Below are 23,140 nucleotides of genomic sequence, written 5' to 3'. Positions count from 1 at the left end.
GAATGGCCCCGCGTGGCATGGGATCTAGGCCAAGAGCTTCGGCTGACGGCACAGCACGTGGCCATGGGGGAACAAGCGCAGACCCCTCCACGCACCATGTAGCCGTAGGCCCGCGGAGTGGTAGAGGCCTGTGCGGCAAGCCTTATGGGGTGCCGCTCTGAGGGCTACTGCCGGTTTGCGACGTTCACCCGGCTGCCCGGCAACACCGCCGACCCAAGAGCTTTACTCGCCACAAGAGGCGAGTAAAGGCCATTTTCTGAGTCCTTTCGTCGTATCTGGCGGATCATGGCTGGAGCTGAGGGGCGTTACTGCTGCTACAGATTGAGGCGGTGGCTGGCCTGAATCTGGCTGCAGCTCTCCTCCCTCACGTTTGCTTCAGCTGCATAGAGCGGCCAGTCGCGAACGGCGGCGATCACCTCTTCAGCGATCGCTTCAGCTCGCCCCCTCTTCAGCTGGGCTGAGCGGCAGACAGCCAGGAGGTCGGCACGGGTGAACTGATCACGCTTGCCATTTACAGACATCTGATGGGTGGCCGTCCAGTCGCCAGCGGGATTGAAGCTCCAGGTGATGTCGAAGGCGGGGGAAAGCGACCACTGGCCATCACGATCCATCAGAAAGGCGATGTTCTTGACGTGATCGTCCTGGTTGCGAGCGATCAGATTGAACACCATCCGCCGGTATTGCTCTTCGAGAGCTTGCATTGGCAACTGGAGTTGCCGCATCACGAGAAACGCCTGTTCATAGCCGTAACTGCCAGGTTCGTTGTAATCGAAGTGGGCCAGAGCTCCGAGCGACTGCATGTGCAGCTTGTTGCCGGCGGAATCGCGATCGAAGCGTCGTGTCATGAAATGCTGCCGGCCGTTCTCCTCTAAGAGCCGACAGTCGGTCATGGTGATCCCTGCGGCGCGGGCCATGCGGCTGTAAGCGAGTTCAATCAGGCCATAGCCCTGGGGATCTTCAAGTTCCTTGTCCTTGTTGCCGCTCACTCCATCAAATTTCAGCAACCAGTGGCTGAAACCCGGTGGCGCCTCCAGCTGGCCGGAGCGCACCTCCCCGGTGCTGGCGTTCCAGACGATCAACGCCTTGGCCCTGGCGCCCCCGGCGGAGGTGCCCACCCGCAGGATTGTCTGCAGGGCTTCCTCCCGCTCGGGGCCCTGGAAGGAGGTGGCAAGCCTCTGCTGCTGCGAAAGGATCTCGGAAGCCAGAGCCACGAGCTCAGCGATCTGGATGGCCCCGCTGCCCGGTGTAGCAGAGCCATCATCAGGGGTGCCAACTGGATGCCACTGGCCAGGAACGAGGGCTCGTATTCGAAGGAGGCGACACCATTGGAATCGGTGAGGGCCACGGCACCGATGCGGGTGCCCCAGAGTTCAACTGCCGCCACGGTCATGGCTGCCCCCAGCTCCAGGAGCTGGCCGGTTTGGCGACGCGGCGGCGACTGGCGCGCTTGCGCGTGGCCTGCTGCTGCTCCAATAGGGCCAGAGGTGAGGGCTGCAGCTCGGGAAGCAGCAGCTCAAGCCGCTCCAGAAGATCCAGCTGACGCAGCACGCGCAGGAACAGCGAAAGCTGTGTGGCTGCGGCACCGGCCTCCAGCCGCTCCAGAGTGCGCTTGGAGATGCCCGCCTGCTCCGCCAGCTGAGCCTGGCTGAGGTTCCGCTCCAGGCGGAGACGGGCGATGCGCTGCCCCAGCTCCTGCAGGAGGGCCTTGTCGCTCATCAGACGCTGGATGGGCATCCAACACAGGGCAGTATGTCGCCATTTTTGACGATTTGAGAAAATAATAATCTCATTTCGCCTTTTCTGGCGATCCTGGGGTGCGTGCGAGGCCCGGCCCCCCTTCAGGAGGAGGTCAACCGCCCCAGGCAATCGAAATCGTCTCTGCCCAGCAGCGTGGTGGCCTGCTTGGACCCCGTTGAAGTGCGATGAACGGGGGCCGTAACCCCAGCACTCCTCGCTGAGTCAGAGGAGCAAGCCATCACTGCCGGCGGAGAACTGAAGCCGACGGGCGGATGCTGCCCCGCACCATGAGAAGGCCTGCGTGGTAACCCAATCGGGATCACTCCCCTCAGCTCTCGGGGCAGACCAGATCGGTGGCTTTGCGTGCATCACTGAGCCCCTGCAGTGATCGGGTCTGAGTAGCCCCGGGGAGCCAAAAAGTAGCTTCGCTGGGGGCTTTTAAGCCCAATCAAATTTTCAAGTTCGTCGAGGTGCGGATAGTTCGTCGAGGCGGGGGTAGCGGTCGGCGATTTGGTCGCCGCTGAACTCAGCAACCCAGCCTGCGGGGTTGTCGAAGAAGCGCAGGGCGCAGAAATGGGGTTCTGGACCCATGTCAAACCAGTGCTTCGTGCCGGCTGGTACGGAAATCCAATCGCCTGCTTCGCATAAAAGCTGCAGCACCGCTTCGCTAACATGCAGGCAGAAGAGGCCGCGTCCCTCTACGAAGAAGCGCACCTCATCTTCGCTGTGGGTGTGCTCGGCCAGAAACTTCTGGCGCAGGGCTTGGCGGTCTGGATGGTTTGGCGTGAGGCGAATCGCATCCACCGTGGGGTACGACCCACCGGCCTGCACTCGCGCGATTTCGGTGGCGTAGGCGGCCAGGATCCCAGCCGGCTCGGCGTCCGTGGGGAGGCTGGCCTGGACTTGCCAGCGCTCAAAGCCGATGCCCAGTGGCGCCAGCGTGGCGGCGATTTCGGCCGCGTCACTGCTGGTAAGGCTGGGGGAGGCTGATTCAGTTGGGCCGGTGCCAAATACCTGCAGAAGAGTCATCGGGCCAGATCACGGGCTATTCCCAGCTTAGAAAGGCTGCTGCAGCAGGCCCATTGTGTTTTCGGCTGAATTTCCGGGAGCCCTGGCGCCGGTGGCAGGCCTCACCCTGGTAGGGGTTGGCCCCGGTGATCCGCAGCTGCTCACCGTGGCGGCGGTGCGGGCAATTGGGGCCGCGGCGGTGGTCGCCTACCCGGTGGCCCGGCTCGAGGCGGAGGGAATGGCGGCCCAGATCGCCGCCCCCTGGATGGGTCCCGAGCAACGGCGCTTACCGCTGCTATTTCCGATGGTGAGCGAGGCGGAGCCGCGCCGCCAGGCCTGGCATGCCGCCGCCGCTGCCCTGGCCGCAGAAGTGGCTGCTGGCCAGGCTGTGGTGTTGCTGTGCGAGGGGGACGCATCCCTCTATGCCAGCGCCTCCTACGCCCTGCTAGCCCTGGCGGAGCGCCACCCCAACTGTCCTGTAGCAGTGATTCCCGGCATCACGGCGGTGGCCGCCGCCGCCGCCGCTGGCCGCTGGCCGCTGGCTCTGCAGCACGACGCCCTGCTGATTCGCCCCACCCCCGACGATCCCGCCCAGCTCGAGGCGCTGCTGGCTGAAGCGGCGGCAGCGGCCACGGTGCTGGCCCTGCTCAAGCTCGGCCACCGCTGGACCTGGGTGCGGCCCCTGCTGGCGCAGCGCAACCTGCTGGCAGGGGCCCTGTTTGCCCAGCGGGTGGGCTGGCCCGACCAGCTACTGGCGCCGGCGGCCGAGGTGCCCGCCGATGAACAGCCCTACTTTTCGCTACTGCTTATTCGTCAGAGCTGGCCAGAGGTGCTGCCCTGAACAGCCGCCTCCGCTCGCTGCAGGAGCTCCAGGGCTGCGCCGGGGGTGGGCGCTCGCATAAGGGCATGGCGCAGCTGGGGGGCGCCGGTGAAGCCCTGGCAGGTCCAGCCCATGTGCTTGCGGGCGATCAGCAGGCCGTGGTCGCCCTTGGCCGCCACCAGGGCCTGCAGCTGCTCCGCCGCTAGGGCCAGGCGCTCGAGGGCGCCGGGGGTGGCTGGGATGGGCCGGCCGCTGAGCTCCGCATCGATCTGGCCCACTAGCCAGGGGGATCCCATGCTGCCCCGGCCCACCATCACCCCATCGGCGCCCGTCTGCTCCAGGCAGTGCCTGGCAGCGGCCGGGCTATTGACATCGCCATTGGCGATCACCGGGATCTTCAGCGCCGCCTTCACCGCAGCGATGGCGGCCCAGTCGGCCTGACCCTTGAAGCCCTGCTCGCGGCTGCGGCCGTGCAGGGTGAGCAGCTGGGCACCGGCATTTTCGAGCCGCTGGCACCAGCTCACCGCATCGCTGCCATCGCACCAGCCCAGCCGCGTTTTCACCGTCACCGGGAGAGTTACGGCCGCGGCCACGCTTTCCACAACGCGGGCCGCCAGCTCGGGATCGCGGATCAGGCCACTGCCGCCGCCTTTCTTGGCGATCTTCTTTACCGGGCAGCCCATATTGATGTCGATCAGAAAGGCGCCGGCGGCCTCGGCCCGCTTGGCCGCCTCGGCCATGGCGGCGGGCCGGTAATCAAACAGCTGCACGCCGATTGGGCCGGCCTCGCTGCCAAGCTCCTCCACCTTCTGCAGCCCGAAGCCCAGCTCAAGACTGGTGGCGTTCACCATCTCGGTGAACAGCAGGGCGTCGGGGGCCCAGCGCCGCACCAGCTCCCGGAAGATGCGATCGCTCACCCCCGCCAGAGGCGACTGCAGCACCCGGCAGCGCAGGGCGCGGGGTGTGCCGTTGCCAGAGAGCTGCAGGGGTGAAGCGGTGATCGGTGAACCAGTGATCATGGTGATCCGATTGTGATGCTTCAGGCCGATGGCTTCCGCTCAGGCCGCCCCCGCTGCCGTCCCCTACCCCTTGAGCCGCCAGTTGCTGGAGGCGGTGCTGGCCGACCGCACCAGCGATCGCTTCGTGTGTGAGCTGATCTGGCCGCGCCTGGGATACGAGCTGAATGGCTCCGGCACCTGGAGCGCGGGCCCGGCCACCAGCGCTGGCTGGCGGGAGTCCTTCCCAATCGAACCCCAGTTCATCGCCGAGCGGCCCGCCTCGGTGGCCCTCACCCGCTCGATTGCAAGAGAGCACAAGCAGCTGCTGAAGGAGCAGCTGGGTTTTGCGGGCTACAGGATCGGCGAGCTCTACCCGCGCCGCACCCGCCGCGCCACCGCCGTGAACTGGCTGCTGGCCCACCTGGCGGAGCGGGGTGAACCGCTGCCGGGTGTGGGGCCGCTGCCGCAACTGTTGGACCAGCCGGCCGATCCGGTGCTGGGCCATTCGGGCGACCTGCCCATTAGCTAATGGCTCGGGTTAGGGCCTCTCTTTTGGCTCAAGCCAGGGCAGACTTTTTGGTCAAGACAGGGCGGACGTTAGGGTCAATAAAGGACAGACGTAGGAATACCTCCCTTGGCCTTACCGGTCGTTGCCATTATTGGCCGCCCCAACGTGGGCAAATCCACCCTGGTCAACCGGCTCTGCCGCAGCCGCGAAGCGATCGTGCACGACACGCCCGGCGTGACGCGGGATCGCACCTATCAGGAGGGCTACTGGGCTGATCGCACCTTCCGGGTGGTCGACACCGGCGGCCTGGTGTTTGACGACGACAGCGAATTTCTGCCTGAGATCCGCGAGCAGGCAAACCTGGCCCTGGCCGAGGCGGCCGTGGCCCTGGTGGTTGTTGATGGTCAGCAGGGTTGCACCGCCGCCGACCAGTCGATTGCCGAGTGGCTGCGGGGCCAGGGGGTTCCCACCATGCTCGCGGTGAATAAGTGCGAGTCGCCCGATGCGGGCCTGGCCATGGCGGCCGAGTTTTGGGGCCTGGGGCTGGGCGAGCCCTTCCCGATTTCGGCGATTCACGGTGCCGGCACCGGCGACCTGCTCGACAAGGTGGTGAGTCACTTGCCCCCTACCGAAGAAGAGGAGGGAGAAGAGCCGATTCAGCTAGCGATCATTGGCCGTCCCAACGTCGGCAAATCCAGCCTGCTCAATGCGGTGTGCGGTGAAAATCGGGCGATCGTCAGCCCGATTCGGGGCACCACCCGAGACACGATCGACACCACGATCGAGCGGGAGGGCAAAACCTGGAAGCTGCTTGATACGGCCGGCATCCGCCGCCGCCGTTCGGTGAGCTATGGCCCCGAATATTTCGGCATCAGCCGCAGCTTCAAGGCGATCGAGCGCTCCGATGTGTGTGTGCTGGTGATTGATGCCCTCGATGGGGTAACCGAGCAAGACCAGCGCCTGGCCGGCCGCATCGAAGAGGACGGCCGCGCCTGCGTGGTGGTGGTCAATAAGTGGGATGCCATTGAAAAAGACAGCCACACCATGCCGGCAATGGAGAAGGAGCTCCGCGCCAAGCTCTATTTCCTAGACTGGGCGCCGATGCTGTTCACCTCAGCCCTCAGCGGCCAGCGGGTGCAGGCGATCTTCCCCCTGGCCCTGCTGGCGGTGGAGCAGCATCGCCGCCGCGTCACCACCTCGGTGGTGAATGAAGTGCTCACCGAGGCGCTCAGCTGGCGCTCGCCGCCCACCAGCCGCGGAGGCCGCCAGGGGCGCCTCTATTACGGCACCCAGGTGGCCGTGCGCCCCCCCAGCTTCACTTTGTTTGTCAATGAGCCGAGGCTTTTCGGTGAGACCTATCGCCGTTACGTGGAGCGTCAGATTCGCGAGGGCTTGGGCTTTGAGGGCACGCCGATCAAGCTTTTCTGGCGGGGCAAGCAGCAGCGCGATGCCGAGAAGGAGCTGGCCCGCAGCCAGACTCGTGGGCGCTAGGGCCTGCGCTTAGGTGGATTTTTTACGCCAGATCCCCATCGGCCAATTTGCCGCTCCGGATCCGGCGGAGTCGGCCCATGGCGGCAGCTGGTTGCGCCAGCTTGATCCACGCCTAAAGCTGGCCTGGAGCCTGATTTTTTTGGTAACCCCGATTCTGGCGGGGCCGCTTTGGCGCCTCAGCCTGGTGGGCTTGCTGCTCGTGATCACCGCCGCTAGCGGGCTCAGTTGGCGGCTATGGCGCCGCAGCGTGCCGCTGCTACTGGCCCTTGCCCTGTCTGTGGGCGCCCTGGCCGCCCTGTTGCCGGCGGGCACAGCAGCTCAGGCAGCACTGCAGCGGCCGCCGGCGGAGCTGCGGCTGCAGCCCGGCCCCCCTGGCAGCCCGCCGCCAGAGCGCTCAGGCACCCCCTGGGTGCTGCTGCGCCAGGGCCCCCTATTGGTGACCCGCCGATCAGCTGAGCTGGGCCTCAACGGCGCCACGCTGCTATTCACCCTCGTGCACAGCGCCAACCTGCTACTGCTCAGCACCTCCCCCGAACAGTTGGTGTGGGCGATCAGCTGGTTGCTGGCGCCCCTGGCCCGGCTCGGCCTGCCGGTGGAGCGGCTTGGTTTCACCCTGCTGCTGGCCCTGCGCTTTTTGCCATTGGTGCAGGAGGAGTTGCAAAACCTGTTGCGTTCTATTGCAACTCGGGCGGTGAATTTCAAGCGACTGGGCTGGAAGGGGGGCTTGGCCTTGGTGCTGGCCCTTGGTGAGCGGTTGCTAGCCAACGTGTTGCTGCGCGCCGAGCAGGGAGCTGAGGCGCTGCTGGCCCGCGGCGGCGCCTGGCTGCCGCCCGACCAGCTGCTGCGACCAGCAGTTGCGGGGCGGGGCCTGGGCCTGCTCAACGCCACCGCGGCGGTCTTGCTGCTGCTGCTGCTGATGCTTCTGCTGCGTTGGAAAGTCGGTGACCTTTAATGGCCAAGTTCGACGGCATTGGTGAGCAGCGCATTGACGAGCAGCGCATTTGTGAGTCCGGAGCGCTACCTCAACCATCCCACCTTCGGGATGCTCTATCGGGTGGCGGCGGTTTCCGAAGGCCGGGATCTGTTCGCCACCCTCTACGCCCAGCGCATTTTTTTCGTCGTCACCTTGCAGCCCCGCGGCGCCACCTTTGAGGTGGTGCCGCTGATGGATGCTCGCCACTTTGCTGAGCAAAATCTGGTGCGCTCCCGCCGCGACGGTCCCGAGGCCCACGCCCACTGGCGTCAGTTGTTTGACCAGACCTTCATCTGAATCCTTGGCCGGGCGACTGGCCGCCCTTCAAGCCGAGCTGCCGCCCGGCTGCCGGTTGTTGGCGGTGAGTAAGGGCCAGCCCGCAGCTCGGATCCGCGAAGCGGTGGCCGCCGGCCAGCGCAGCTTCGGTGAAAGTCGCCTGCAGGAGGCGGTGGCCAAACAGGACGAGCTGGCCGATCTGGGTCCGCTCGACTGGCATTTCATCGGCCGGCTGCAGGCCAATAAGGCGCGGGGTGTGGTGCGCCACTTCGGCACGATCCACTCCCTCGACAGCCTTGAGCTGGCCAGACGCCTGGCACGGATCGCCGCCGAGGAGCAGCGCCAGCCGGCGGTGTTTTTTCAAGTGAAATTTCGCCCCGATCCCGCTAAGACCGGCTTTGAACCCCCTGAGCTCTGCCAGCACTGGCCAGAGCTGGCCGGCCTAGCCCCCCTGCGGCCCCTGGGCTTGATGACCCTGGCCCCCCTGGGCCTGGGCGAAGCCGAGCGCCGGGTCCTGTTTGGTGAGTGCGACGCACTAGCAACCCAGCTGGAGCTGCCGGAGCGCTCGATGGGCATGAGTGGCGACTGGCCTGAAGCGGCAGCGGCTGGAAGTACCTGGGTGCGCATTGGTAGCGGCCTGTTTGGGCAGCGTTGATCCCAATTAAATCGCCTACCAGGTGCCAATCTCCGCTTAAAAGTCTTGCCGCGTTTGGTGTGGGACGCTATCTAGGTGGAAAGCATCTTGTGAGGTTCAGTTCGTGTCGTTGTTCTCCCGTCTGCGTGCCGTTGTCTCAGGAGACGACTACCTCGACGGCGACTACGACGACGAGCTCGATTACGACGGCGGCGAGCAGCCTGAGCCGAGCTACACCAGCCGCTCAAGCGCCCTAGCCCTGAGCTCCGATTTCGGCGCTGACGACCCCTTTGCCGGTACCAACGTGATCGGTATGCCCGGCCTATCCACGGCCGCCGCTGAGGTGACCCTGATGGAGCCGCGCAGCTTCGATGAGATGCCCCGCGCCATCCAGGCCCTGCGCGAACGCAAGACGGTGATCCTCAATCTCACGATGATGGAGCCGGATCAGGCCCAGCGCGCCGTCGATTTCGTAGCTGGCGGCACCTTCGCCATTGACGGCCACCAAGAGCGGGTGGGCGAAAGCATCTTTCTTTTTGCCCCTAGCTGCGTCACGGTGACCACCGCCGCCAGCGACGAGGCCTCTTCATCCTCGAGCGTGAGCCGGGAAATCAACGAGCCCAAGCAGGACGCGGCCCCGAGCCCGGCCTGGGGCCGCCAGGACGCTGCCATTTAGGCCGGCTGTGACGCCAACCTTCGGCGTAGTGGGCCTGGGCCGTATGGCCCAGGCTTTGCTGTTTCCCCTGCTGGAAGCAGGCCTGGTGCAGCGCGAGGGTGTGCGGGCCGTTGTTGCCAGCGAAGCCTCGGCCGCCTGCCTGGCCCAAACCCACGGTTTGGCCGTGGCTACTGATGCAGCTGCAGCCTGGGCCGCGCCGGTGGTGTTGCTGGCGGTCAAGCCCCAGCAGCTGGAGGCCGTGGCCCAGGCGGCGGTTGGCGGTGCCGGCGGGTTGCTGATCTCCGTGCTCGCCGGTGTCACCCTGGCGCGGCTGCAGCGTCTGTTTCCTGGCTGGCAGTGCGTGCGCGCTGTGCCCAATACCCCGGCCCTGGTGCGGGCGGGCCTCACGGGCCTGGCCTTTGGCGCCGACGTGCTGCCAGACCAGCGCCTCTGGGTGCAGCAGCTCTTCGCCCAGGTGGGTGAAGTGCACGAGCTGCCTGAAGCCCAGCTCGATGCCTTTTTGGCGCTCACCTCCTCGGGGCCGGCCTTTGTGGCGGTGGTGGCGGAGGCCCTGGCAGATGGCGCTGTGGCTGCCGGTTTGCCGCGGCTGCTTGCCCAGCGACTGGCCCACCGCACCCTGGCCGGCAGCGCCGCCCTTCTGCAGGAGCGCGATCTCCATCCCGGCCAGCTCAAGGACATGGTGAGCTCCCCAGCTGGCACCACCATCGCCGGCCTGCGTCAGCTGGAAAAAGCTGGCCTGCGCTCGGCCCTGATCGAGGCCGTGCTGGCTGCTGCCCAGCGCAGCCGCGAGCTGGCCTGAGCGTGAGCTTGGAGTCTCGATCAGTCCTTAGGGGTACCGAGGCGGGGTTCGGTGCCGGCTAGCAGCCGTTTGATGTTGCTGCGGTGGCGCCACAGCACCAGCACGGTGGTGAGCAGGGCCAGGGCCAGGTATGGCCAGCGCAGCCCTAGCCCCTGGTCAGCAAACCAGCCCAGCATCAGCAGCGGCAGGGCCAGCGCCGCCACGACACTTGATAGGGACACGATGCGGCTGAGGCTGAGCACGGCCAAGAAGATGCCGAAGCAGGCCAGCCCCACCGGCCAGGTGAGCCCCAGCAGCATGCCCAGACCAGTAGCCACCGCCTTGCCACCCTTCCAGCCAAGCCACACCGGCCAAATGTGGCCAGCCAGAGCCGCCAGGCCAGCCAGCACTACGCCAACGCCAAAGGGGTCGAGCAGGGTCTTGGCCAGCAGCACGGCGGCGGCTCCTTTGAGCACATCCACCAAGAACACCGCCAAGGCCGGCCCCTTGCCGACCACGCGCAGCACGTTGGTGGCACCGGTGGAGCCGGAACCCTCGCGGCGGATGTCGAGGCCAGCCAGCCAGCGCCCCGCCAGGTAACCGCTGGGGATTGAGCCGAGCAGGTAGCCGGCGATCAGCATGGCCAGGGTGAGCAGGGTCACAGCTGTTGGCAGGGTCACGGTTGCAGGGGTCAGTAGGTTTCGTCGGCCATGAGTTCGCCGGGGCCGGCCGCGAAGACCAGCCAGAGCGGAAACTGCAGGATCGGGATCTCAAGCACCGGCTCGCCCGCATCCACCACGATGAAGGGCAGCTCGCCCCGCTCTTCGAGGCGGTCGGCCCGCTCCACTAGGGCATCGGCCCGCTCAAACAGCACGATGCCGCTGCTGGGGCCGAAATCCTCGCGGGAAAGGCCCAGGCAGTCCTGCAGGCCGCGGCGCCACTCCCCCAGGCGCTCCGGTTGGCTGGCCAGCACCAGGGTTTGGAAGCGCTCGCCATAGAGCTCGCCCAGGATGGCAATAGCGGCTGCAGCCACTAGGGCATTGCGGCTGCGGCTGCCGCAGCTGGGCTGGGCGCCTCGTCCGCCCTGGCCCAGGAACCAGTCGTCCAGCAGGGCGGCTCCACTGGGCTCCAGCGTGCGACGTAGCTGCCAGGGATCGGCGTAGAAGTCGGGCTGGCCGCCAAAGCTGGCCAGCCGTTCGCGGATCAGGCTTTCGTCAAGGTTGAACAAACCCGCCGCTGCCGCCACCGCCGCTGCGGGTTCGCTGACCAAGGTGGTGCCACTGATCTGGTCGAGGGGGGAGGGCTGCACCAGCACCTGCTGGGGCACCAGCTCCACCTGTTCAGCGGCTACAGCGAGATCCTGCAGGGCCCCTACCAGGTAGTCCTGGAAGCCCTTGATCCGCCTGGCTATCCCATCGGCCTGGCCAGCAAAGCTCGCTTCGATCTCCTTCTGGATCTGGCCGCGGCGAGCTTCCAGCTGGCGGATCTCCTCGAGCAGGGCTGTGCGCTGCTGCAGCAGCTCCGTAAGGGCCAGCTCCTGCCAGGGGGCTGGTGAGGGGGGCTCGGGGCTGACAGGGTTGGGGGAAGCCTGGCTGGGGTCGTCAGACATCGCTTGGGGAATCGGGAGGTGCTGCGGGGGGGAGCTGGCTCAGGTGCTGCTCCAGCTGCTGGCGCAGGCTGATTGCATCAAAGAGCACGGGCAGGAAGTGGATGCTGCCCTGTTCACGGAAATAAAACAGCACTGGCAGCCCCGGCCAAAAGATTGTCCAGCTCAGCCATTCCTGGTAGGGGAAGCGGCGCAGCAGGGTCTGCTGACGCCACACCAGCAGGGCATCACCGCCAAATTCCAGCCGCAGCAGGCGGGTTTGCAGCAGCAGAAACAAACCGAACACCGTTATGACCAGGCTGAGCCAGATGGCCTCAGCCCAAAGCGGCCTTAGGGCCAAGGCTGCCAGTCCCAGGCCAATCACGCCTAGGGCTACGCCGTAGGCGGGCTCGAGCACTACGCCGCTAGTGCCGGGGGCAGGGGAGGTCATCAGGTGAATAGCAGCGAGGTGAGCAGGGCGTCCATCAGGGCGACCGTGATCAGGATCATGACCACGGCGCCGGTGGTGCTGGTGCCCACCTCCTTGGGACCACCCCGGGTGGTGAGTCCCCAGCCGCAAGCCAGCACGGCGATCTGCAGCCCGAATACCAGGGCTTTGAGCAGCATCGAGGGCAGGTCGTCGGGCTCCATCCAGGTACGTACCGAGTTCCAGAACACCGCTGGCGGGATGCTGTAAAGCATCGTGCTGCTCACCTGGCCAGACCAGATCCCCACCCAGAAGAACAGCAGGCATTGCACCGGCGCCATGATCACCATGGCTACTACCCGGGGCACCACCAGGTACTCCACGGGGTCGGTGCGCAGCATCGTGATCGCGTCGATCTGCTCAGTCACCTTCATGGTGCCGATCTGGGCCGCATAGGCCGTGGCCACCTTGCCGGTGAGCAGGGTGGCGGTGAGCAGGGGCGCGATTTCCCGTGACAGCCCCAGGGCCAATAGACCGCCCACCGTGGCGCTGGCGCCCTGTTTGGAGAGTTCCGCTGCCACCTGGATGTTGAACACGGTGCCCGCAGCCAAGGCCGTGATCAGCACGATCAGGAAGCTGCCGGGGCCGGCTTCCATCAGCTCTTGCATCAGATCGTTGAAGCCGATGCGCCCCTTGGCGATGGCGCTCACCGCCTGGCCCCCAATTAGAAAGCTGGCGCCTAGGCGCCTGAGCCAGCGCGGTGTTGTCAGCCAGGCGGGGCGCTTCATGGCTGGCGGTGCAGGCCTTTCTCTGGCCAGCGTCGCATCACTAGCAGGCCAGCGCCGATCAGCACGGCCGGAATCAGGCCCATGCATAGGCGGATGGTGGTGAGGGCAGTAGTCGGCTGGGCCAGTCCCTGGGCGGCCTGGTAGCCGCTGAGGCTCAGCCCATTACCAAGGGCAAACACGGCCACACCGATGCCCAGTTTCTGGGTAATCACCATCCAGGCGGTGTAGAGCCCGGCCGGTTTGTCGGGGTCGGCATCGATCGCATCGGGCAATAGGGCCCAGGGAATCAGGTAGGCGGTGGAGGCCCCCAGGCCCGTGACCATGATCGTGAGCACGAGTAGGCCCAGGGCGATGCCATTGCTGAAGCTTCCCAGAGGGGCGGTGCTGCCATCGAGCGGCACCAGCAGGCTTGCCCCCAAGCAGCCGGCAATCCAGAACGCGGTGCCCCAGCGCAGGGCACAGACGCGGCCGTGGCGCCCTGCCACCCGGCTCCACAGCTGCAGCCCCGCCAGGGCACTGAGCTGGAAGGGAATCAGGATCCAGGTGCTCCAGCTCTCCGGCAGCTGCATCACCACGGCCAGGAAAATCAGCGACACCGGCTGCATCAGCTGCAGGGCACACCAGAGCAGCAAGTAAAGCCCCACCACCTTGAGAAAGCGAGGGTTGGCGGCTATGCGCTGCAGCTGGCGCCGGATCGGTTCCGGTTGGCCCGTAGGCCGCTGGCAGTTGCGGACGAAGGGAGCTAGGCCCCAGCAGCACAGCAGGGTGAACACCGTGAGGACAATTCCGGACACCCGGCCCATGCGCAGATAACCCTCCGCGCCCTGACTTACAAGCAGGGCCCCCAGCACCAAGCCGGCTAATCCAGCCAGGATCGATCCGCTGAAGCGGCTGGCATTCAGCTGGGTGCGCAGCTGGGTGGAGCTGGTGAGCTCGGAGGCCAGGGCCGAGTAGGGCAGGTTGACGCAGGTGTACAGCCCCATGGCCACCAGCTGAATTGCCACCAAAATTGCGAACTTCTGCCAGTCCCCCCCCGGCGGCACCCACCACATCGCCACCAGCGCCAGGCCTAGGGGAAGGGCGCTGCCGGCCATCCAGGGCAGCCGCGGGCCCCAGGGGTGCTTGGTGTGGTCGCTGAGCCAGCCAACTAGGGGGTCGTTGATGCCATCCCACACCTTCAGCACCATCAGCACTAGGCCCGCCATCCAGGCCGGCAGCCCGGCCACACCGGTGTAAAAAACAAATAGGTAAAAGCCCAGCTGGGTGGCAGCCATGCCGGTGCCGATGTCGCCGAGGCCATAGCTCCACAGCAGGCGACGCCGGGCAGCCTGCCCCAAGCTTGGTTCTTCAGCTGTAATCATCGGGGCCGCTTGGGGCTTGGGGTGGGCAGGCCATAATGTCTGAGCTGGGTTGCTTCGGTAACAGCATCAGGGCATGTGACTCGTACGCATGTACTGCCGCGGGCGTAGTTTAGTGGTAAAACCTCAGCCTTCCAAGCTGATGATGCGGGTTCGATTCCCGCCGCCCGCTTTTTAAAGCTCTCGGCCTTCCAGCAGCGGGGCCGCCACCAGCAGCATCAGGGTGCGGCTCTGCAGCGGGGCGCCGGTGGGTAGCCACGGCTCAGGCTGGGAAGGCAGGTCATCGCCGGGGGGCAGCGCCGTGTCAATCACCCGCAGCCAGCCTTGGCTGCTGCTGGGCAGTTCGAAGTGCATAGCCTTGCAATAGGCGTTCATGCCGCACCACACCAGTGGGCCTTGGTGGCTGTCGTTGAGGCTCCAAGCCAGGGTGTGGGACCAGCTCGCCCAGTCGGGGCTGTCTAATTCAACTCCGTGCCACTGGCGCCAGAGATGGCCCCGATCGCCGCTGCGCCGCTGGGGTTTGTCATCGAGGGGCAGCTCGGGGTTGAACAGCCCGGTCAGGTGGGATCGCAACCGCAGAAGGCGTTGCAAAAAGAGTCGTAGGGCTAAGTCGCCCCTATCTGGTTGCCAGTGCATCCAGCCGAGGGGGTTGTTCTGGCACCAGGTGTTGTTGTTGCCACCCTGACTGCGGCGCACCTCATCGCCCATCAACAGCATCGGCACTCCCGGTGCCAGCAACAAGCTGGTAAGCAGGTTGCGCAGCTGGCGCTCGCGCAGGGCCGTGATGGCGGAATCGGAGCTGGGGCCCTCCACACCGTGGTTCCAGGTGTTGTTGTGATTGTCGCCGTCGCGGTTGTCTTCGCCGTTAGCCAGGTTGTGCTTGCCGTTGAAGCTCACCAGATCGGCGAGGGAGAAGCCGTCATGGGCGGTCAGGAAGGTGATGCACTGGCCAGGATGCACCGGTGTGGTGGTGAAAAGGTCTGGGCTGCCGCTGAGGCGCTGGGCCATGGTCCAGCAGGTTTTTTCATCACCCTTCCAGAAGCGACGCAGGTCGTCGCGGAAGCGGCCATTCCAGGTGGCCACCCGGCGGGCTGGGAAGTCGGCGAGTCGGTAGAGGCCGCCGCAATCCCAGGGTTCGCTGATCAGCTTGAGATCGCTGAGGTCGGGATCGGCCTCCATGTCCTCAAATAGGGGCGGCGATTCAAGCGGGGCCAGGTTGTCGCCGCGGCTGAGGGCGATGCCAAGGTCAAAGCGGAAGCCATCAATTCCCAGTTCTGTAGCCCAGCAGCGCAGCGATTCCAGGATCAGCCGCCGCACCAGCGGCCGGTTGGCGGCGATGGTGTTGCCACAGCCGCTCACATCTTGGTAATCACCCTTGGCGTTCTGCTGGTAATAAAGGTGGTCGCAGAAGCCGCGCCAGCTGAGGGTGGGGCCATCCTGATTGCCCTCAGTGGTGTGGTTGTAGACCACGTCGAGCAACACTTCGATGCCTGCTCTGTGGCAGGCGCTCACCAGTTGGCGCACCTGGTCGCGGCCGCTGAGGGGGTCATCGCCCACTAGATAATCGGGATGGGGTGCCATCCAACTCAGTGGGCTGTATCCCCAGTAGTTGTGGCGGCCGGCCGGGGCGTCGTTGGGATCAAAAGCCATCACCGGCAGCAGCTCGATGGTGGTGATGCCCAGATCCTTCAGATAGGGGATGGTGGGAATTAGCCCCAACAGGCTGCCCTGCTGCTCCGCTGGCACTGGACAGCCCTGCCCCTGGGTGAAGCCGCCAACGTGCAGCTCGTAAATAACGCTCTTATTCCAGCTGTGGCGCGGCCGAGGGGCGTGGCTGAAGTCAAAGTGGTCGCGCTCGGTCACCACCCCCTTGAGGCAGTGGCCAGTGTTGGGAGCCGCCCCGACGGCACAGCCACGCTGGTAGTTACGCCAGCCGGCGATCGCGCGGGCACAGGGGTCGAGCAGCACCTTGGATGGGTTGAAGCCATGGCCGCCAGGCCGCAGCGGCCCAAAAACCCGGTAGCCGTAACAGCAGCCCAAACCCAGGCCCTCTACCTCCACATGCCAGTGGTCGGCGGATCGGTGCCGCTGGTCCAGTTCCACGACCCGCTCTGGTTCGCTCGCCTCGCCGTCGGCGAATAGCAGCAGCTCGAGCCGGGTGGCCAAGGGGGCGACCACCGAGAAATTGACGCCCCGCTTGGTGAGGCTTGACCCCAGCGGCCAGGGGTGTCCGATATGAATCCCCTGATGGTGGTTCAGGTGCGGAACTGACTCGAGACTGTTGAATTGGACCGTCAAGAGGCCGAGCCTGCTGCTCCAAAGCTACGCGACTTCAGGCTGGGGCAGCAGGCTCGGCCTGCGGTGCCCGTCTCCGCCCGCATTCGCCCTCTGCATTTTTCTGTCTACTTGCCCGCGCCACCCTTATTCAGTTGACCCAGCTGACCCACCCCCCCGAATCCGGCCGGCCGCCCCAGCAGGTGCGCCCAGGTCTGTGGCTTTTCGCCCCCAGTCGCGATAGCCAGGGGGGCAGCAGCTGGCTGCTGGCGGCGGCGGCCTACGGCGGTTGCGGCGATCTGCTGGTGGATTGTCCGGGATTCACCGAGGCAAATCTGGCGATGCTGCGCCAGCGCACTGAGCTGGTGGGGCCAGGCCGAATCGTGCTCACAAGCCGCGAGGGTCATGGCCGCTGCAGGCGGCTGCAGGAGGCCCTGGGTTGGTCGGTGCTGGTGCAGGAGCAGGAGGCATACCTGCTGCCGGGTGTGCGGGAGTGCACGACATTTGGCGAACAGCTGGACCTAGCGCCCGGGGCCCAATTGCTTTGGACCCCAGGGCCAGCACCGGGTTCCTGTGTGCTTTTGGTGCGTGCCGGGGCACTCGATGGTCTGTTCTGTGGGCGCTTGCTGTTACCAACCGGACCGGGAGAGCTGGCGCCGTTGCGTACGACGCGCACTTTCCATTGGCCCCGTCAGCTGGCCAGTCTGGAGCGGTTGCGCAGCTGGTTGCCGGCCGGCTCTCCCGACTGGATCGCCAGTGGTGGCGGGCTTGGTGCCCTGCGCGGCGGCAAGCTTGTCAGCGGTGGCGCGGAGCTGCTCGCGCGGCTCGTCGTTTGAGCCGGTTGGCGCCTTCCTGGCTCTCCCGTGTGGGGAAATTGCCACGAAAACCGTTGCAGCGGAGCACTTCTGTGTTGCAGTACTGTCCAAAGCCCCATACCATTAGCGCGCTCATCTCAGGGCCGGTCGGGGTTTTCCGACTCGCCACTTTTCGTCGCAACCCGACCGCTACCCCCGAGTCTTCCTCGTCCCATGAACAAAGCTGATCTAGTCAACCTCGTTGCCGCCCGCACCGAGCTCACTAAGACCGACGTCTCCCAGGTTGTCGACGCCGCCATCGAAACCATCATCGACTCAGTGGTGGAGGGTAAAAAGGTATCAATCCTGGGCTTCGGCTCCTTCGAGCCCCGTGAGCGCTCCGCTCGCCAGGGTCTGAACCCCAAGACAGGCGAGAAGATCAAGATCCCCGCTAAGCGGGTGCCTGCCTTCACCGCCGGCAAGATGTTCAAAGACCGCGTCCAGGGCTGATCAGGTTCTAGGGGTGATCCCTGCCACAGCGGCGGGGATCACGCCAAAGTGAACACCTAGTGATTTCTCCTTCTCCTGGCTGCTGCGCCGCTGCCATCCCCCCTGCAGGCCCTGGTTGAGGTCGGACTGGCCCAGCGTCAGCGGGGGTATCGCGGCCGTTTCGCCCCATCCCCCACCGGCGCTCTGCACCGCGGCAACCTGCGCACGGCCCTGCTGAGTTGGTTGCACGCCCGGCTGCGGGGGGGCGCTTGGTTGTTGCGCCTTGACGACCTCGACACGCCCCGCAATCGAGCTGGCGCTGAGAGTTCGATCCTGGCCGATCTGGCCTGGCTTGGCCTTGATTGGGACGGACCGGTGCTGCGCCAGAGCGAGCGGCGCGGGCTCTACGCCACGGCCCTGTCAGCCCTGCGGCGCCATGGCTTGCTCTATCCCTGCCGCTGCAGTCGCCGCCTGCTGGCCCATATCTCTGCGCCCCACGGCACTACTGCCGTGTATCCGGGCACTTGCCGGGCTGCCGGTGGCGGCTGGGGGCCGGTGCAGGGGCGGCTACCCAGCTGGCGTTTGCGGCTGCAGCCGGGCGACCTGCATTGGCTGGAGAGCTATGGCGCCCCTGGGGAGCTCGATGGGCCAGCGGCCGTTGGTGATGTGGTGCTGCGCCGGGCTGATGGCTACCTCGCTTATCACCTGGCTACGGCGTTGGATGAGCTGGCTATGGGGATCAGTGATGTGGTGCGCGGTGACGACCTCTGGGGAGCCACTGGCGCCCAGGTGGCCGTGATGGCGGCCCTGGGCGCGGCCCCGCCCCGCTATGGCCATGTGCAGATCTGGCGCGATGGCGGGGGACAGCGGCTCAGCAAGCGAGAGGGCGCCGAGGGGCTCGCGGGCTACCACCAGCTCGGCATGGACGCAGCGGCAGTGGTGGGCCAACTGGCCGCCAGCGTGGCTTTGGTGCCAGCGGGCAGCCGCCTTTCAGCAGCTGAACTACTGCAGCAACTCAGCCCAGAGAGGTTGGACCAGGCCCTCAGGGGCGTCCAGGCTTAAGAAAGCTTTCGGGATCAGGTGGGCAAAAGCAGATCACACTGGCTGAATGCCTTTAGTCCCCGAATGGGGACATTTCGATGACCTACTCCGATGGGCCCCTGCAGCGGTCAAGCCACGCAAATTCCTGCCGCTGTCAGCAATGCGGAGGCAGCGGCATGCTGCGTCTGGACGATCAGCGCTATCGCACCTGCCTTGATTGCTTAGGGCAGGGCAAGATGCAGCAGGCCATGGGTGGTACCACCGTCGCCGCCATTCTTCAAGGGCGGGCAGGGCTTCAGGTCAGCCTTTCAGCTTCTTCTTCCGCCAGATGAAAAAGGCTGCGGTAGCCACTACCACGGCCAGGGGCGCCGCAGTTAACAGCAGCAAAATCACGGCAGTCCAATCCGTGTACATCGCTCAGAGGCCAAACCGGAGCCATCATCCCAGTAAGCCGTTCTGGTTGCCGATCCCCATGGTGCTGGTACTTCGCCCAGCCCTGGTAGTAGGCGGTATGTGCTTCTGCTTGCTCCTGGGGCAGCCAGGCCGGGCCGGGGTGGAGTTTGACAACTGCCAGCCCAGCGCGGATGGCGGCATCAGCTGCGACACCCGTCCCACCGGCAATACCCAGATGGATGACGAGGCGGCCCGCTATGGACTCTTCAACGACGCCAGCCCCGGCTGGAGCGAGTTCGATCCCGATCAGGGCTTTGAGGACGACCTCGGTGGCAACGACACCTGAGCGCCCGGGCTGCCATGCCCTGGACGCCTCGCTGATTGAACGCCTGCATGCAGTGCAGCAGCGGCATGGCTACCTGCCGCGAGCTGAGCTGCGGCAGCTGGCGGTTGCCATGCAGCGACCCCTTAGCGATGTGATGGGGGTGGCCAGTTTTTATCACCTGTTTCGGCTTGTTCCCCCGCCAGTGCAGCGCTGTGTGGTGTGTCGCGGCACCGCCTGCTTTGTGCGGGGGGCGGAGCGGCTGGAGGCGGGCCTGCGGCGGCGGGGGGTGGCCTTCGAGACCGCCAGTTGTGTGGGGGCCTGCGGCCAGGCGCCTGTGCTGGTGCTCGCTGGCGCTGTTGGTCGCGGCGACCCCGCTGCGCTGCCAGAACCATGAAGGCGGCCATCACCTGGCGCTGTTGTGATGCCACCTCCTGCCGGGCGGCGGGGGCCGCGGCCCTGCGGCAGAGCTTGGTGGCCCAGCACGGGGCGGAGCGGGTGAAGTCGGTGGGCTGCCTGCGGCTGTGTGGTCAAGGTCCCCTTGCCGCCGCCGACCACGACGATGGTCGCGTCGAGTTGTTTGGCGGCGTGGCCGCTGAGCGCCAGCTGGATCCGCAGCATCCCTTCTTCGCCCTGCAGCGATCCGTGGTGCTGGAGCGCTGTGGCCTGGTGGATCCGGGCTGCATTGACGACGCCCTTGCCCAAGGGGCCTACGCCGCCCTCGCCGCCAGCCGCCAGCTGGCACCAGCGGCGGTGGTGGAGGAGCTGGTGCGCAGCGGGCTGCGGGGCCGCGGCGGGGCCGGCTATCCAACCGGCCGCAAATGGCAGTTGGTGGCGGCTCAGCCGGGTAGCAGCAAGGTGGTGGTGTGCAACGCCGATGAGGGCGACCCGGGTGCCTTCATGGACCGGGCCGTGCTGGAGGGCGATCCCCACCGGCTGCTGGAGGGCATGGCGATCGCAGCCCATGCCGTGGGGGCCAGCGAGGGTTTTATTTACGTGCGGGCCGAATACCCCTTGGCCATTGAGCGGTTGCGCGGCGCCATCGCCGCTGCTGAGGCCAGGGGCTTGCTGGCGGGGTTTGCCATGCAGCTGCGCATCGGTGCCGGGGCCTACGTGTGTGGCGAGGAAACGGCCCTGCTGCATTCGATCGAGGGTGGGCGGGGTACGCCGCGGCCGCGGCCGCCCTATCCGGCGGTGTCGGGGTTGTGGGGTCTGCCCACCTTGATCAACAACGTTGAAACCTTTGCCGCCGTGCCGGCGATCCTGCGGCAGGGCGGCGAGTGGTATGGCGCCATGGGCACCGCCACCAGCAAGGGCACCAAGGTGTTTGCCCTCTCTGGTGCCATCACCCACACCGGCTTGATCGAGGTGGAGATGGGCACCACCCTGCGCACCATCGTTGAAACGATGGGGGGAGGGGTGCCTGCTAACCCCAACGGCAGCCTCGGCGTGGTGAAGGCGGTGCAAACCGGCGGCCCCTCGGGCGGGTGCGTGCCGGCGCCACTGCTCGACACGCCGGTCGACTACGAGGGACTGCAGGCGCTGGGATCAATCATGGGTTCGGGCGGCATGGTGGTGATCGACGAGTCGCTGGCGATGCCTGAGCTGGCCCGCTATTTCATGGGCTTCTGCGTGGCCGAGAGCTGCGGCAAGTGCCTCCCCTGCCGGGCCGGCACGGTGCAGCTGGAGCAGCTGCTCGATCGCTTCGTGGAGCGGCGCGCCACCGGCGCGGATCTTGTGCAGCTCGAGCAGCTTTGCGGCATGGTTAAAGCCACCAGCCTCTGCGGGCTGGGCCAGTCGGCTCCCAATCCGGTACTGAGCACCTTGCGCTTTTTTCGCGCTGAATATGAGGCGGCCATCGCCGGGGCTGGGCCATGACCCAAGTGCCACCCAGCGTCAGCCTGCAGATCAATGGTCAACCCTGCACGGTGGCGGCCGATGCAACGCTGCTCCAGGCGATCCGCAGCGCCGGACTACAGGTGCCCACCCTCTGCCACCTCGATGGCCTCAGCCCCGTGGGGGCTTGCCGGCTTTGTTTAGTGGCCCTTGAGGGCCACCCCAAACTCGAACCGGCCTGTGTCACCACCGTGGCTGAAGGGATGGTGGTGCATACCCACACGCCTGAGCTGGAGGGCTACCGGCGCATGGCGGTGGAGCTGTTCTTCGCCGAGGGCAATCATGTGTGCGCCTTCTGCGTGGCCAATGGCTCCTGCGAGCTGCAGGACGTGGCGGTGGAGGTGGGCATGGACCACTCCCGTTTCCCGTACCAGTACCCCCAGCGCCAGGTCGATGCTTCCCATGCCCTGTTTGGGCTGGATCACCACCGCTGCATCCTTTGCACCCGTTGCGTGCGGATGTGCGATGAAATCGAAGGGGCGCATGTATGGGATGTGGGCTATCGGGGCAGCTCCTGCTCGATCATTGCCGGCCTCGACCAGCCCTGGGGCGAGGTGGAAGCCTGCACCTCCTGCGGCAAGTGCGTGGATGCCTGCCCCACCGGCGCCCTGTTCCGTAAGCAGGACGCCACCGCCGAGAAGCAGCCCCACCCCGAGCGGGCCCAGCAGCTGGCTGAAGCGCGCACTGACCGCCGCTGGCACAACCAATAACCGTTGGCGCAACCAATGACCCTGGCCCCACCCCCCAAGCTGCGATTCGCCACGGTGTGGCTGGCGGGCTGCAGCGGCTGCCACATGTCGTTCCTCGATCTGGACGAATGGCTCTTTGAGCTCGCCGAGCGGGTGGAGATCGTCTACTCGCCGGTGGCCAGTGACATCAAGGTGTTTCCCGAGGGGGTGGATCTGTGCCTGGTGGAGGGGGCGGTGGCTAACGCCGACAACCTTGAACTCGCCCTGCAGCTGCGGGCCCGCAGCAAGGTGGTGGTGTCCTTCGGCGACTGCGCCGTCAGCGCCAACGTGCCGGGCATGCGCAACCTCTGGGCCGGCGCCGAGGGCGGCAGCCGCCAGAGCGTGCTGGAGCGCGGTTATGTGGAGCTGGCCGACACCGGCGCCCAGCATCCCCATGCCCCGGGCATCGTGCCGGAGTTGCTGGAGCGGGTGCTGCCCCTGCATGAGCTGATCCCGGTGGATCACTTCCTACCCGGCTGCCCGCCTTCGGCTGAGCGGATCCGGGCGTTTCTGGAGGCCCTGCTGCGCGGCGAGCCGCCACCGCAAGGTCAGGCCATGTTGAGCTTCGGCTGAGAGCTGGCAGGTTTCCGCTTCAAGGCGACCGGTCCTGCTCCAAGGATGGAACAGGATTAGTTTGATTGGGACTGGTCTTTATATGGAATTGCTGGAATGAAAATTCTCCTGGTGGGTGTTCTGGCGATGCTCGCGCTGACTTCAGGAGGTAAAGCCCAGACTTCTGAAGCGAGGTTTGCGCTTGAGATATCCACACCCAAGCGTCTCCTGAATCTGCCTTCGGGATCCGCGGTGACTGCCCAGGGCGGGCGCTTCTGGGTTTTCGGTGACGATAGCCCTTGGGCTTACGAATTGGATAACAGTCTCTCCATTAAGGACAGACATCTACTGGGAACCTTCTCGCTGGACCCAGCCGGACGAATTGCCAAGCAGTTCAAGCCTGATTTGGAATCATCGGCGGCGATTCGGCTCAATGGATTTGATCATCAGGTGGTGCTTGGATCTGGTAGTGAGGCCGGTTTGCGGGAGAGGGGGTACCTGATCCGTAAGAACAGGGGTAACCGTTCACGGGGCGTGCCGGCCTGACCTTGACATGACATAGGCAGTCACCACTTCATGATTGATGCGCAGCTC

General features: G+C 65.9%; 29 protein-coding genes, 1 tRNA gene and 1 pseudogene. 19 read left to right on the top strand and 12 right to left on the bottom strand.

The window, feature by feature from the left end; all coding sequences use genetic code 11:
• Positions 1–314: 314 nt before the first annotated feature.
• From AC01FP_RS07780 to AC01FP_RS07765, 4 genes and pseudogenes are all read right to left on the bottom strand, one after another.
• Entirely contained in the window at positions 315–1,211 is an 897-nt protein-coding gene (locus AC01FP_RS07780) for a type II toxin-antitoxin system HipA family toxin (protein ID WP_474479321.1), read from the bottom strand.
• 20 nt (positions 1,212–1,231) lie between these two features.
• A pseudogene (locus AC01FP_RS07775) lies at positions 1,232–1,390 on the bottom strand (HipA N-terminal domain-containing protein); the annotation flags it as partial.
• Positions 1,387–1,716: a helix-turn-helix transcriptional regulator gene (locus AC01FP_RS07770; protein ID WP_474479320.1), complete on the bottom strand. Its 330-nt coding sequence runs from the start codon at positions 1,714–1,716 to the stop codon at positions 1,387–1,389. The pseudogene AC01FP_RS07775 and the gene AC01FP_RS07770, both read right to left, overlap by 4 nt.
• A gap of 477 nt (positions 1,717–2,193) precedes the next feature.
• Complete coding sequence (locus AC01FP_RS07765) at positions 2,194–2,766, bottom strand: 1,2-dihydroxy-3-keto-5-methylthiopentene dioxygenase (RefSeq protein WP_474479318.1); 573 nt, start codon at positions 2,764–2,766, stop codon at positions 2,194–2,196.
• A gap of 55 nt (positions 2,767–2,821) precedes the next feature.
• Here AC01FP_RS07765 and cobI point away from each other — a divergent pair, with 55 nt between their 5' ends.
• The gene (cobI, locus tag AC01FP_RS07760) at positions 2,822–3,586 is read left to right on the top strand and encodes a precorrin-2 C(20)-methyltransferase (protein WP_474479317.1); all 765 of its coding nucleotides are present in this window, start codon (positions 2,822–2,824) and stop codon (positions 3,584–3,586) included.
• Here cobI and dusB read toward each other — a convergent pair.
• The gene (gene dusB / locus AC01FP_RS07755; protein WP_474479316.1) at positions 3,559–4,584 is read right to left on the bottom strand and encodes a tRNA dihydrouridine synthase DusB; all 1,026 of its coding nucleotides are present in this window, start codon (positions 4,582–4,584) and stop codon (positions 3,559–3,561) included. The genes cobI and dusB overlap by 28 nt on opposite strands.
• Positions 4,585–4,612: 28 nt before the next feature.
• Between dusB and AC01FP_RS07750 the strand changes: the two genes are divergently transcribed.
• From AC01FP_RS07750 to proC, 7 genes are all read left to right on the top strand, one after another.
• On the top strand, positions 4,613–5,092 hold the full coding sequence (locus AC01FP_RS07750; RefSeq protein WP_474479314.1) for a DUF1823 family protein: 480 nt from the start codon (positions 4,613–4,615) through the stop codon (positions 5,090–5,092).
• Between the two features lie 105 nt (positions 5,093–5,197).
• Complete coding sequence (gene der, locus AC01FP_RS07745; protein ID WP_474479313.1) at positions 5,198–6,562, top strand: ribosome biogenesis GTPase Der; 1,365 nt, start codon at positions 5,198–5,200, stop codon at positions 6,560–6,562.
• A gap of 13 nt (positions 6,563–6,575) precedes the next feature.
• On the top strand, positions 6,576–7,514 hold the full coding sequence (locus tag AC01FP_RS07740; protein WP_474479312.1) for an energy-coupling factor transporter transmembrane component T family protein: 939 nt from the start codon (positions 6,576–6,578) through the stop codon (positions 7,512–7,514).
• A 51-nt stretch (positions 7,515–7,565) separates the two neighbouring features.
• Positions 7,566–7,832 carry a PipX family protein gene (locus tag AC01FP_RS07735; RefSeq protein ID WP_106502177.1) on the top strand — a complete coding sequence of 89 codons (267 nt, stop codon included), beginning with the start codon at positions 7,566–7,568 and terminating at the stop codon, positions 7,830–7,832.
• 4 nt (positions 7,833–7,836) lie between these two features.
• Positions 7,837–8,466 carry a YggS family pyridoxal phosphate-dependent enzyme gene (locus AC01FP_RS07730; protein WP_474479311.1) on the top strand — a complete coding sequence of 210 codons (630 nt, stop codon included), beginning with the start codon at positions 7,837–7,839 and terminating at the stop codon, positions 8,464–8,466.
• Positions 8,467–8,569: 103 nt separating this feature from the next.
• Entirely contained in the window at positions 8,570–9,121 is a 552-nt protein-coding gene (locus tag AC01FP_RS07725; protein ID WP_474479309.1) for a cell division protein SepF, read from the top strand.
• A 7-nt stretch (positions 9,122–9,128) separates the two neighbouring features.
• On the top strand, positions 9,129–9,920 hold the full coding sequence (proC, locus tag AC01FP_RS07720) for a pyrroline-5-carboxylate reductase (RefSeq protein ID WP_474479308.1): 792 nt from the start codon (positions 9,129–9,131) through the stop codon (positions 9,918–9,920).
• 20 nt (positions 9,921–9,940) lie between these two features.
• Here proC and plsY read toward each other — a convergent pair whose 3' ends face one another.
• The 5 genes from plsY to AC01FP_RS07695 are packed head-to-tail and all read right to left on the bottom strand — an operon-like array spanning position 9,941 to position 14,060.
• On the bottom strand, positions 9,941–10,579 hold the full coding sequence (plsY, locus tag AC01FP_RS07715; RefSeq protein ID WP_474479307.1) for a glycerol-3-phosphate 1-O-acyltransferase PlsY: 639 nt from the start codon (positions 10,577–10,579) through the stop codon (positions 9,941–9,943).
• An 11-nt stretch (positions 10,580–10,590) separates the two neighbouring features.
• Positions 10,591–11,508, bottom strand: a complete 918-nt coding sequence (locus tag AC01FP_RS07710) for a DUF3086 domain-containing protein (protein ID WP_474479305.1) — start codon at positions 11,506–11,508, stop codon at positions 10,591–10,593.
• Positions 11,501–11,935: a DUF3119 family protein gene (locus tag AC01FP_RS07705; RefSeq protein ID WP_474479303.1), complete on the bottom strand. Its 435-nt coding sequence runs from the start codon at positions 11,933–11,935 to the stop codon at positions 11,501–11,503. Before AC01FP_RS07705 ends, AC01FP_RS07710 begins: the two co-directional genes overlap by 8 nt.
• Positions 11,935–12,681, bottom strand: a complete 747-nt coding sequence (locus AC01FP_RS07700; RefSeq protein WP_474479344.1) for an MlaE family ABC transporter permease — start codon at positions 12,679–12,681, stop codon at positions 11,935–11,937. Before AC01FP_RS07700 ends, AC01FP_RS07705 begins: the two co-directional genes overlap by 1 nt.
• Before the next feature lie 14 nt (positions 12,682–12,695).
• The gene (locus AC01FP_RS07695) at positions 12,696–14,060 is read right to left on the bottom strand and encodes an MFS transporter (RefSeq protein ID WP_474479302.1); all 1,365 of its coding nucleotides are present in this window, start codon (positions 14,058–14,060) and stop codon (positions 12,696–12,698) included.
• 98 nt (positions 14,061–14,158) lie between these two features.
• On the opposite strand from AC01FP_RS07695, the gene AC01FP_RS07690 reads away from it, so the two are divergent.
• A tRNA-Gly gene (locus AC01FP_RS07690) sits at positions 14,159–14,229 on the top strand.
• Between the two features lie 2 nt (positions 14,230–14,231).
• Here the strand turns inward: AC01FP_RS07690 and AC01FP_RS07685 are convergent.
• Entirely contained in the window at positions 14,232–16,298 is a 2,067-nt protein-coding gene (locus AC01FP_RS07685) for a glycogen debranching protein (RefSeq protein WP_474479343.1), read from the bottom strand.
• Between the two features lie 197 nt (positions 16,299–16,495).
• Between AC01FP_RS07685 and AC01FP_RS07680 the strand changes: the two genes are divergently transcribed.
• Entirely contained in the window at positions 16,496–17,167 is a 672-nt protein-coding gene (locus tag AC01FP_RS07680) for an MBL fold metallo-hydrolase (protein WP_474479342.1), read from the top strand.
• A gap of 192 nt (positions 17,168–17,359) precedes the next feature.
• A complete protein-coding gene (locus AC01FP_RS07675; protein ID WP_006911342.1) occupies positions 17,360–17,635 on the top strand; it encodes an HU family DNA-binding protein in 276 nt (91 codons plus the stop codon).
• Here AC01FP_RS07675 and AC01FP_RS07670 read toward each other — a convergent pair whose 3' ends face one another.
• On the bottom strand, positions 17,636–17,863 hold the full coding sequence (locus AC01FP_RS07670) for a hypothetical protein (protein ID WP_474479301.1): 228 nt from the start codon (positions 17,861–17,863) through the stop codon (positions 17,636–17,638). It lies immediately after the preceding gene.
• Here AC01FP_RS07670 and gluQRS point away from each other — a divergent pair.
• The 8 genes from gluQRS to AC01FP_RS07630 all read left to right on the top strand — a co-directional run bounded on the left by gluQRS (position 17,762) and on the right by AC01FP_RS07630 (position 23,092).
• Positions 17,762–18,676: a tRNA glutamyl-Q(34) synthetase GluQRS gene (gene gluQRS, locus AC01FP_RS07665; protein ID WP_474479341.1), complete on the top strand. Its 915-nt coding sequence runs from the start codon at positions 17,762–17,764 to the stop codon at positions 18,674–18,676. The genes AC01FP_RS07670 and gluQRS overlap by 102 nt on opposite strands.
• 155 nt (positions 18,677–18,831) lie before the next feature.
• Positions 18,832–18,987 carry a hypothetical protein gene (locus AC01FP_RS07660; protein ID WP_474479300.1) on the top strand — a complete coding sequence of 52 codons (156 nt, stop codon included), beginning with the start codon at positions 18,832–18,834 and terminating at the stop codon, positions 18,985–18,987.
• 140 nt (positions 18,988–19,127) lie between these two features.
• On the top strand, positions 19,128–19,394 hold the full coding sequence (locus AC01FP_RS07655) for a hypothetical protein (protein WP_474479299.1): 267 nt from the start codon (positions 19,128–19,130) through the stop codon (positions 19,392–19,394).
• Complete coding sequence (locus tag AC01FP_RS07650; protein ID WP_474479298.1) at positions 19,378–19,767, top strand: NADH-quinone oxidoreductase subunit NuoE family protein; 390 nt, start codon at positions 19,378–19,380, stop codon at positions 19,765–19,767. The genes AC01FP_RS07655 and AC01FP_RS07650 overlap by 17 nt, the downstream gene beginning before the upstream one ends.
• Entirely contained in the window at positions 19,764–21,248 is a 1,485-nt protein-coding gene (locus tag AC01FP_RS07645) for a NuoF family protein (protein WP_474479297.1), read from the top strand. The genes AC01FP_RS07650 and AC01FP_RS07645 overlap by 4 nt, the downstream gene beginning before the upstream one ends.
• Complete coding sequence (gene hoxU / locus AC01FP_RS07640; RefSeq protein WP_474479296.1) at positions 21,245–21,976, top strand: bidirectional hydrogenase complex protein HoxU; 732 nt, start codon at positions 21,245–21,247, stop codon at positions 21,974–21,976. The genes AC01FP_RS07645 and hoxU overlap by 4 nt, the downstream gene beginning before the upstream one ends.
• 15 nt (positions 21,977–21,991) lie before the next feature.
• Positions 21,992–22,567, top strand: coding sequence for an NADH-quinone oxidoreductase subunit B family protein (locus AC01FP_RS07635; protein ID WP_474479295.1), 576 nt, complete (start codon positions 21,992–21,994; stop codon positions 22,565–22,567).
• A 96-nt stretch (positions 22,568–22,663) separates the two neighbouring features.
• Positions 22,664–23,092, top strand: coding sequence for a DUF6929 family protein (locus AC01FP_RS07630; protein WP_474479294.1), 429 nt, complete (start codon positions 22,664–22,666; stop codon positions 23,090–23,092).
• Positions 23,093–23,140 lie beyond the last annotated feature (48 nt).

The organism is Cyanobium sp. NIVA-CYA 375 (genome assembly GCF_056108345.1).
This window is presented reverse-complemented; position numbering and strand designations above follow the sequence as displayed.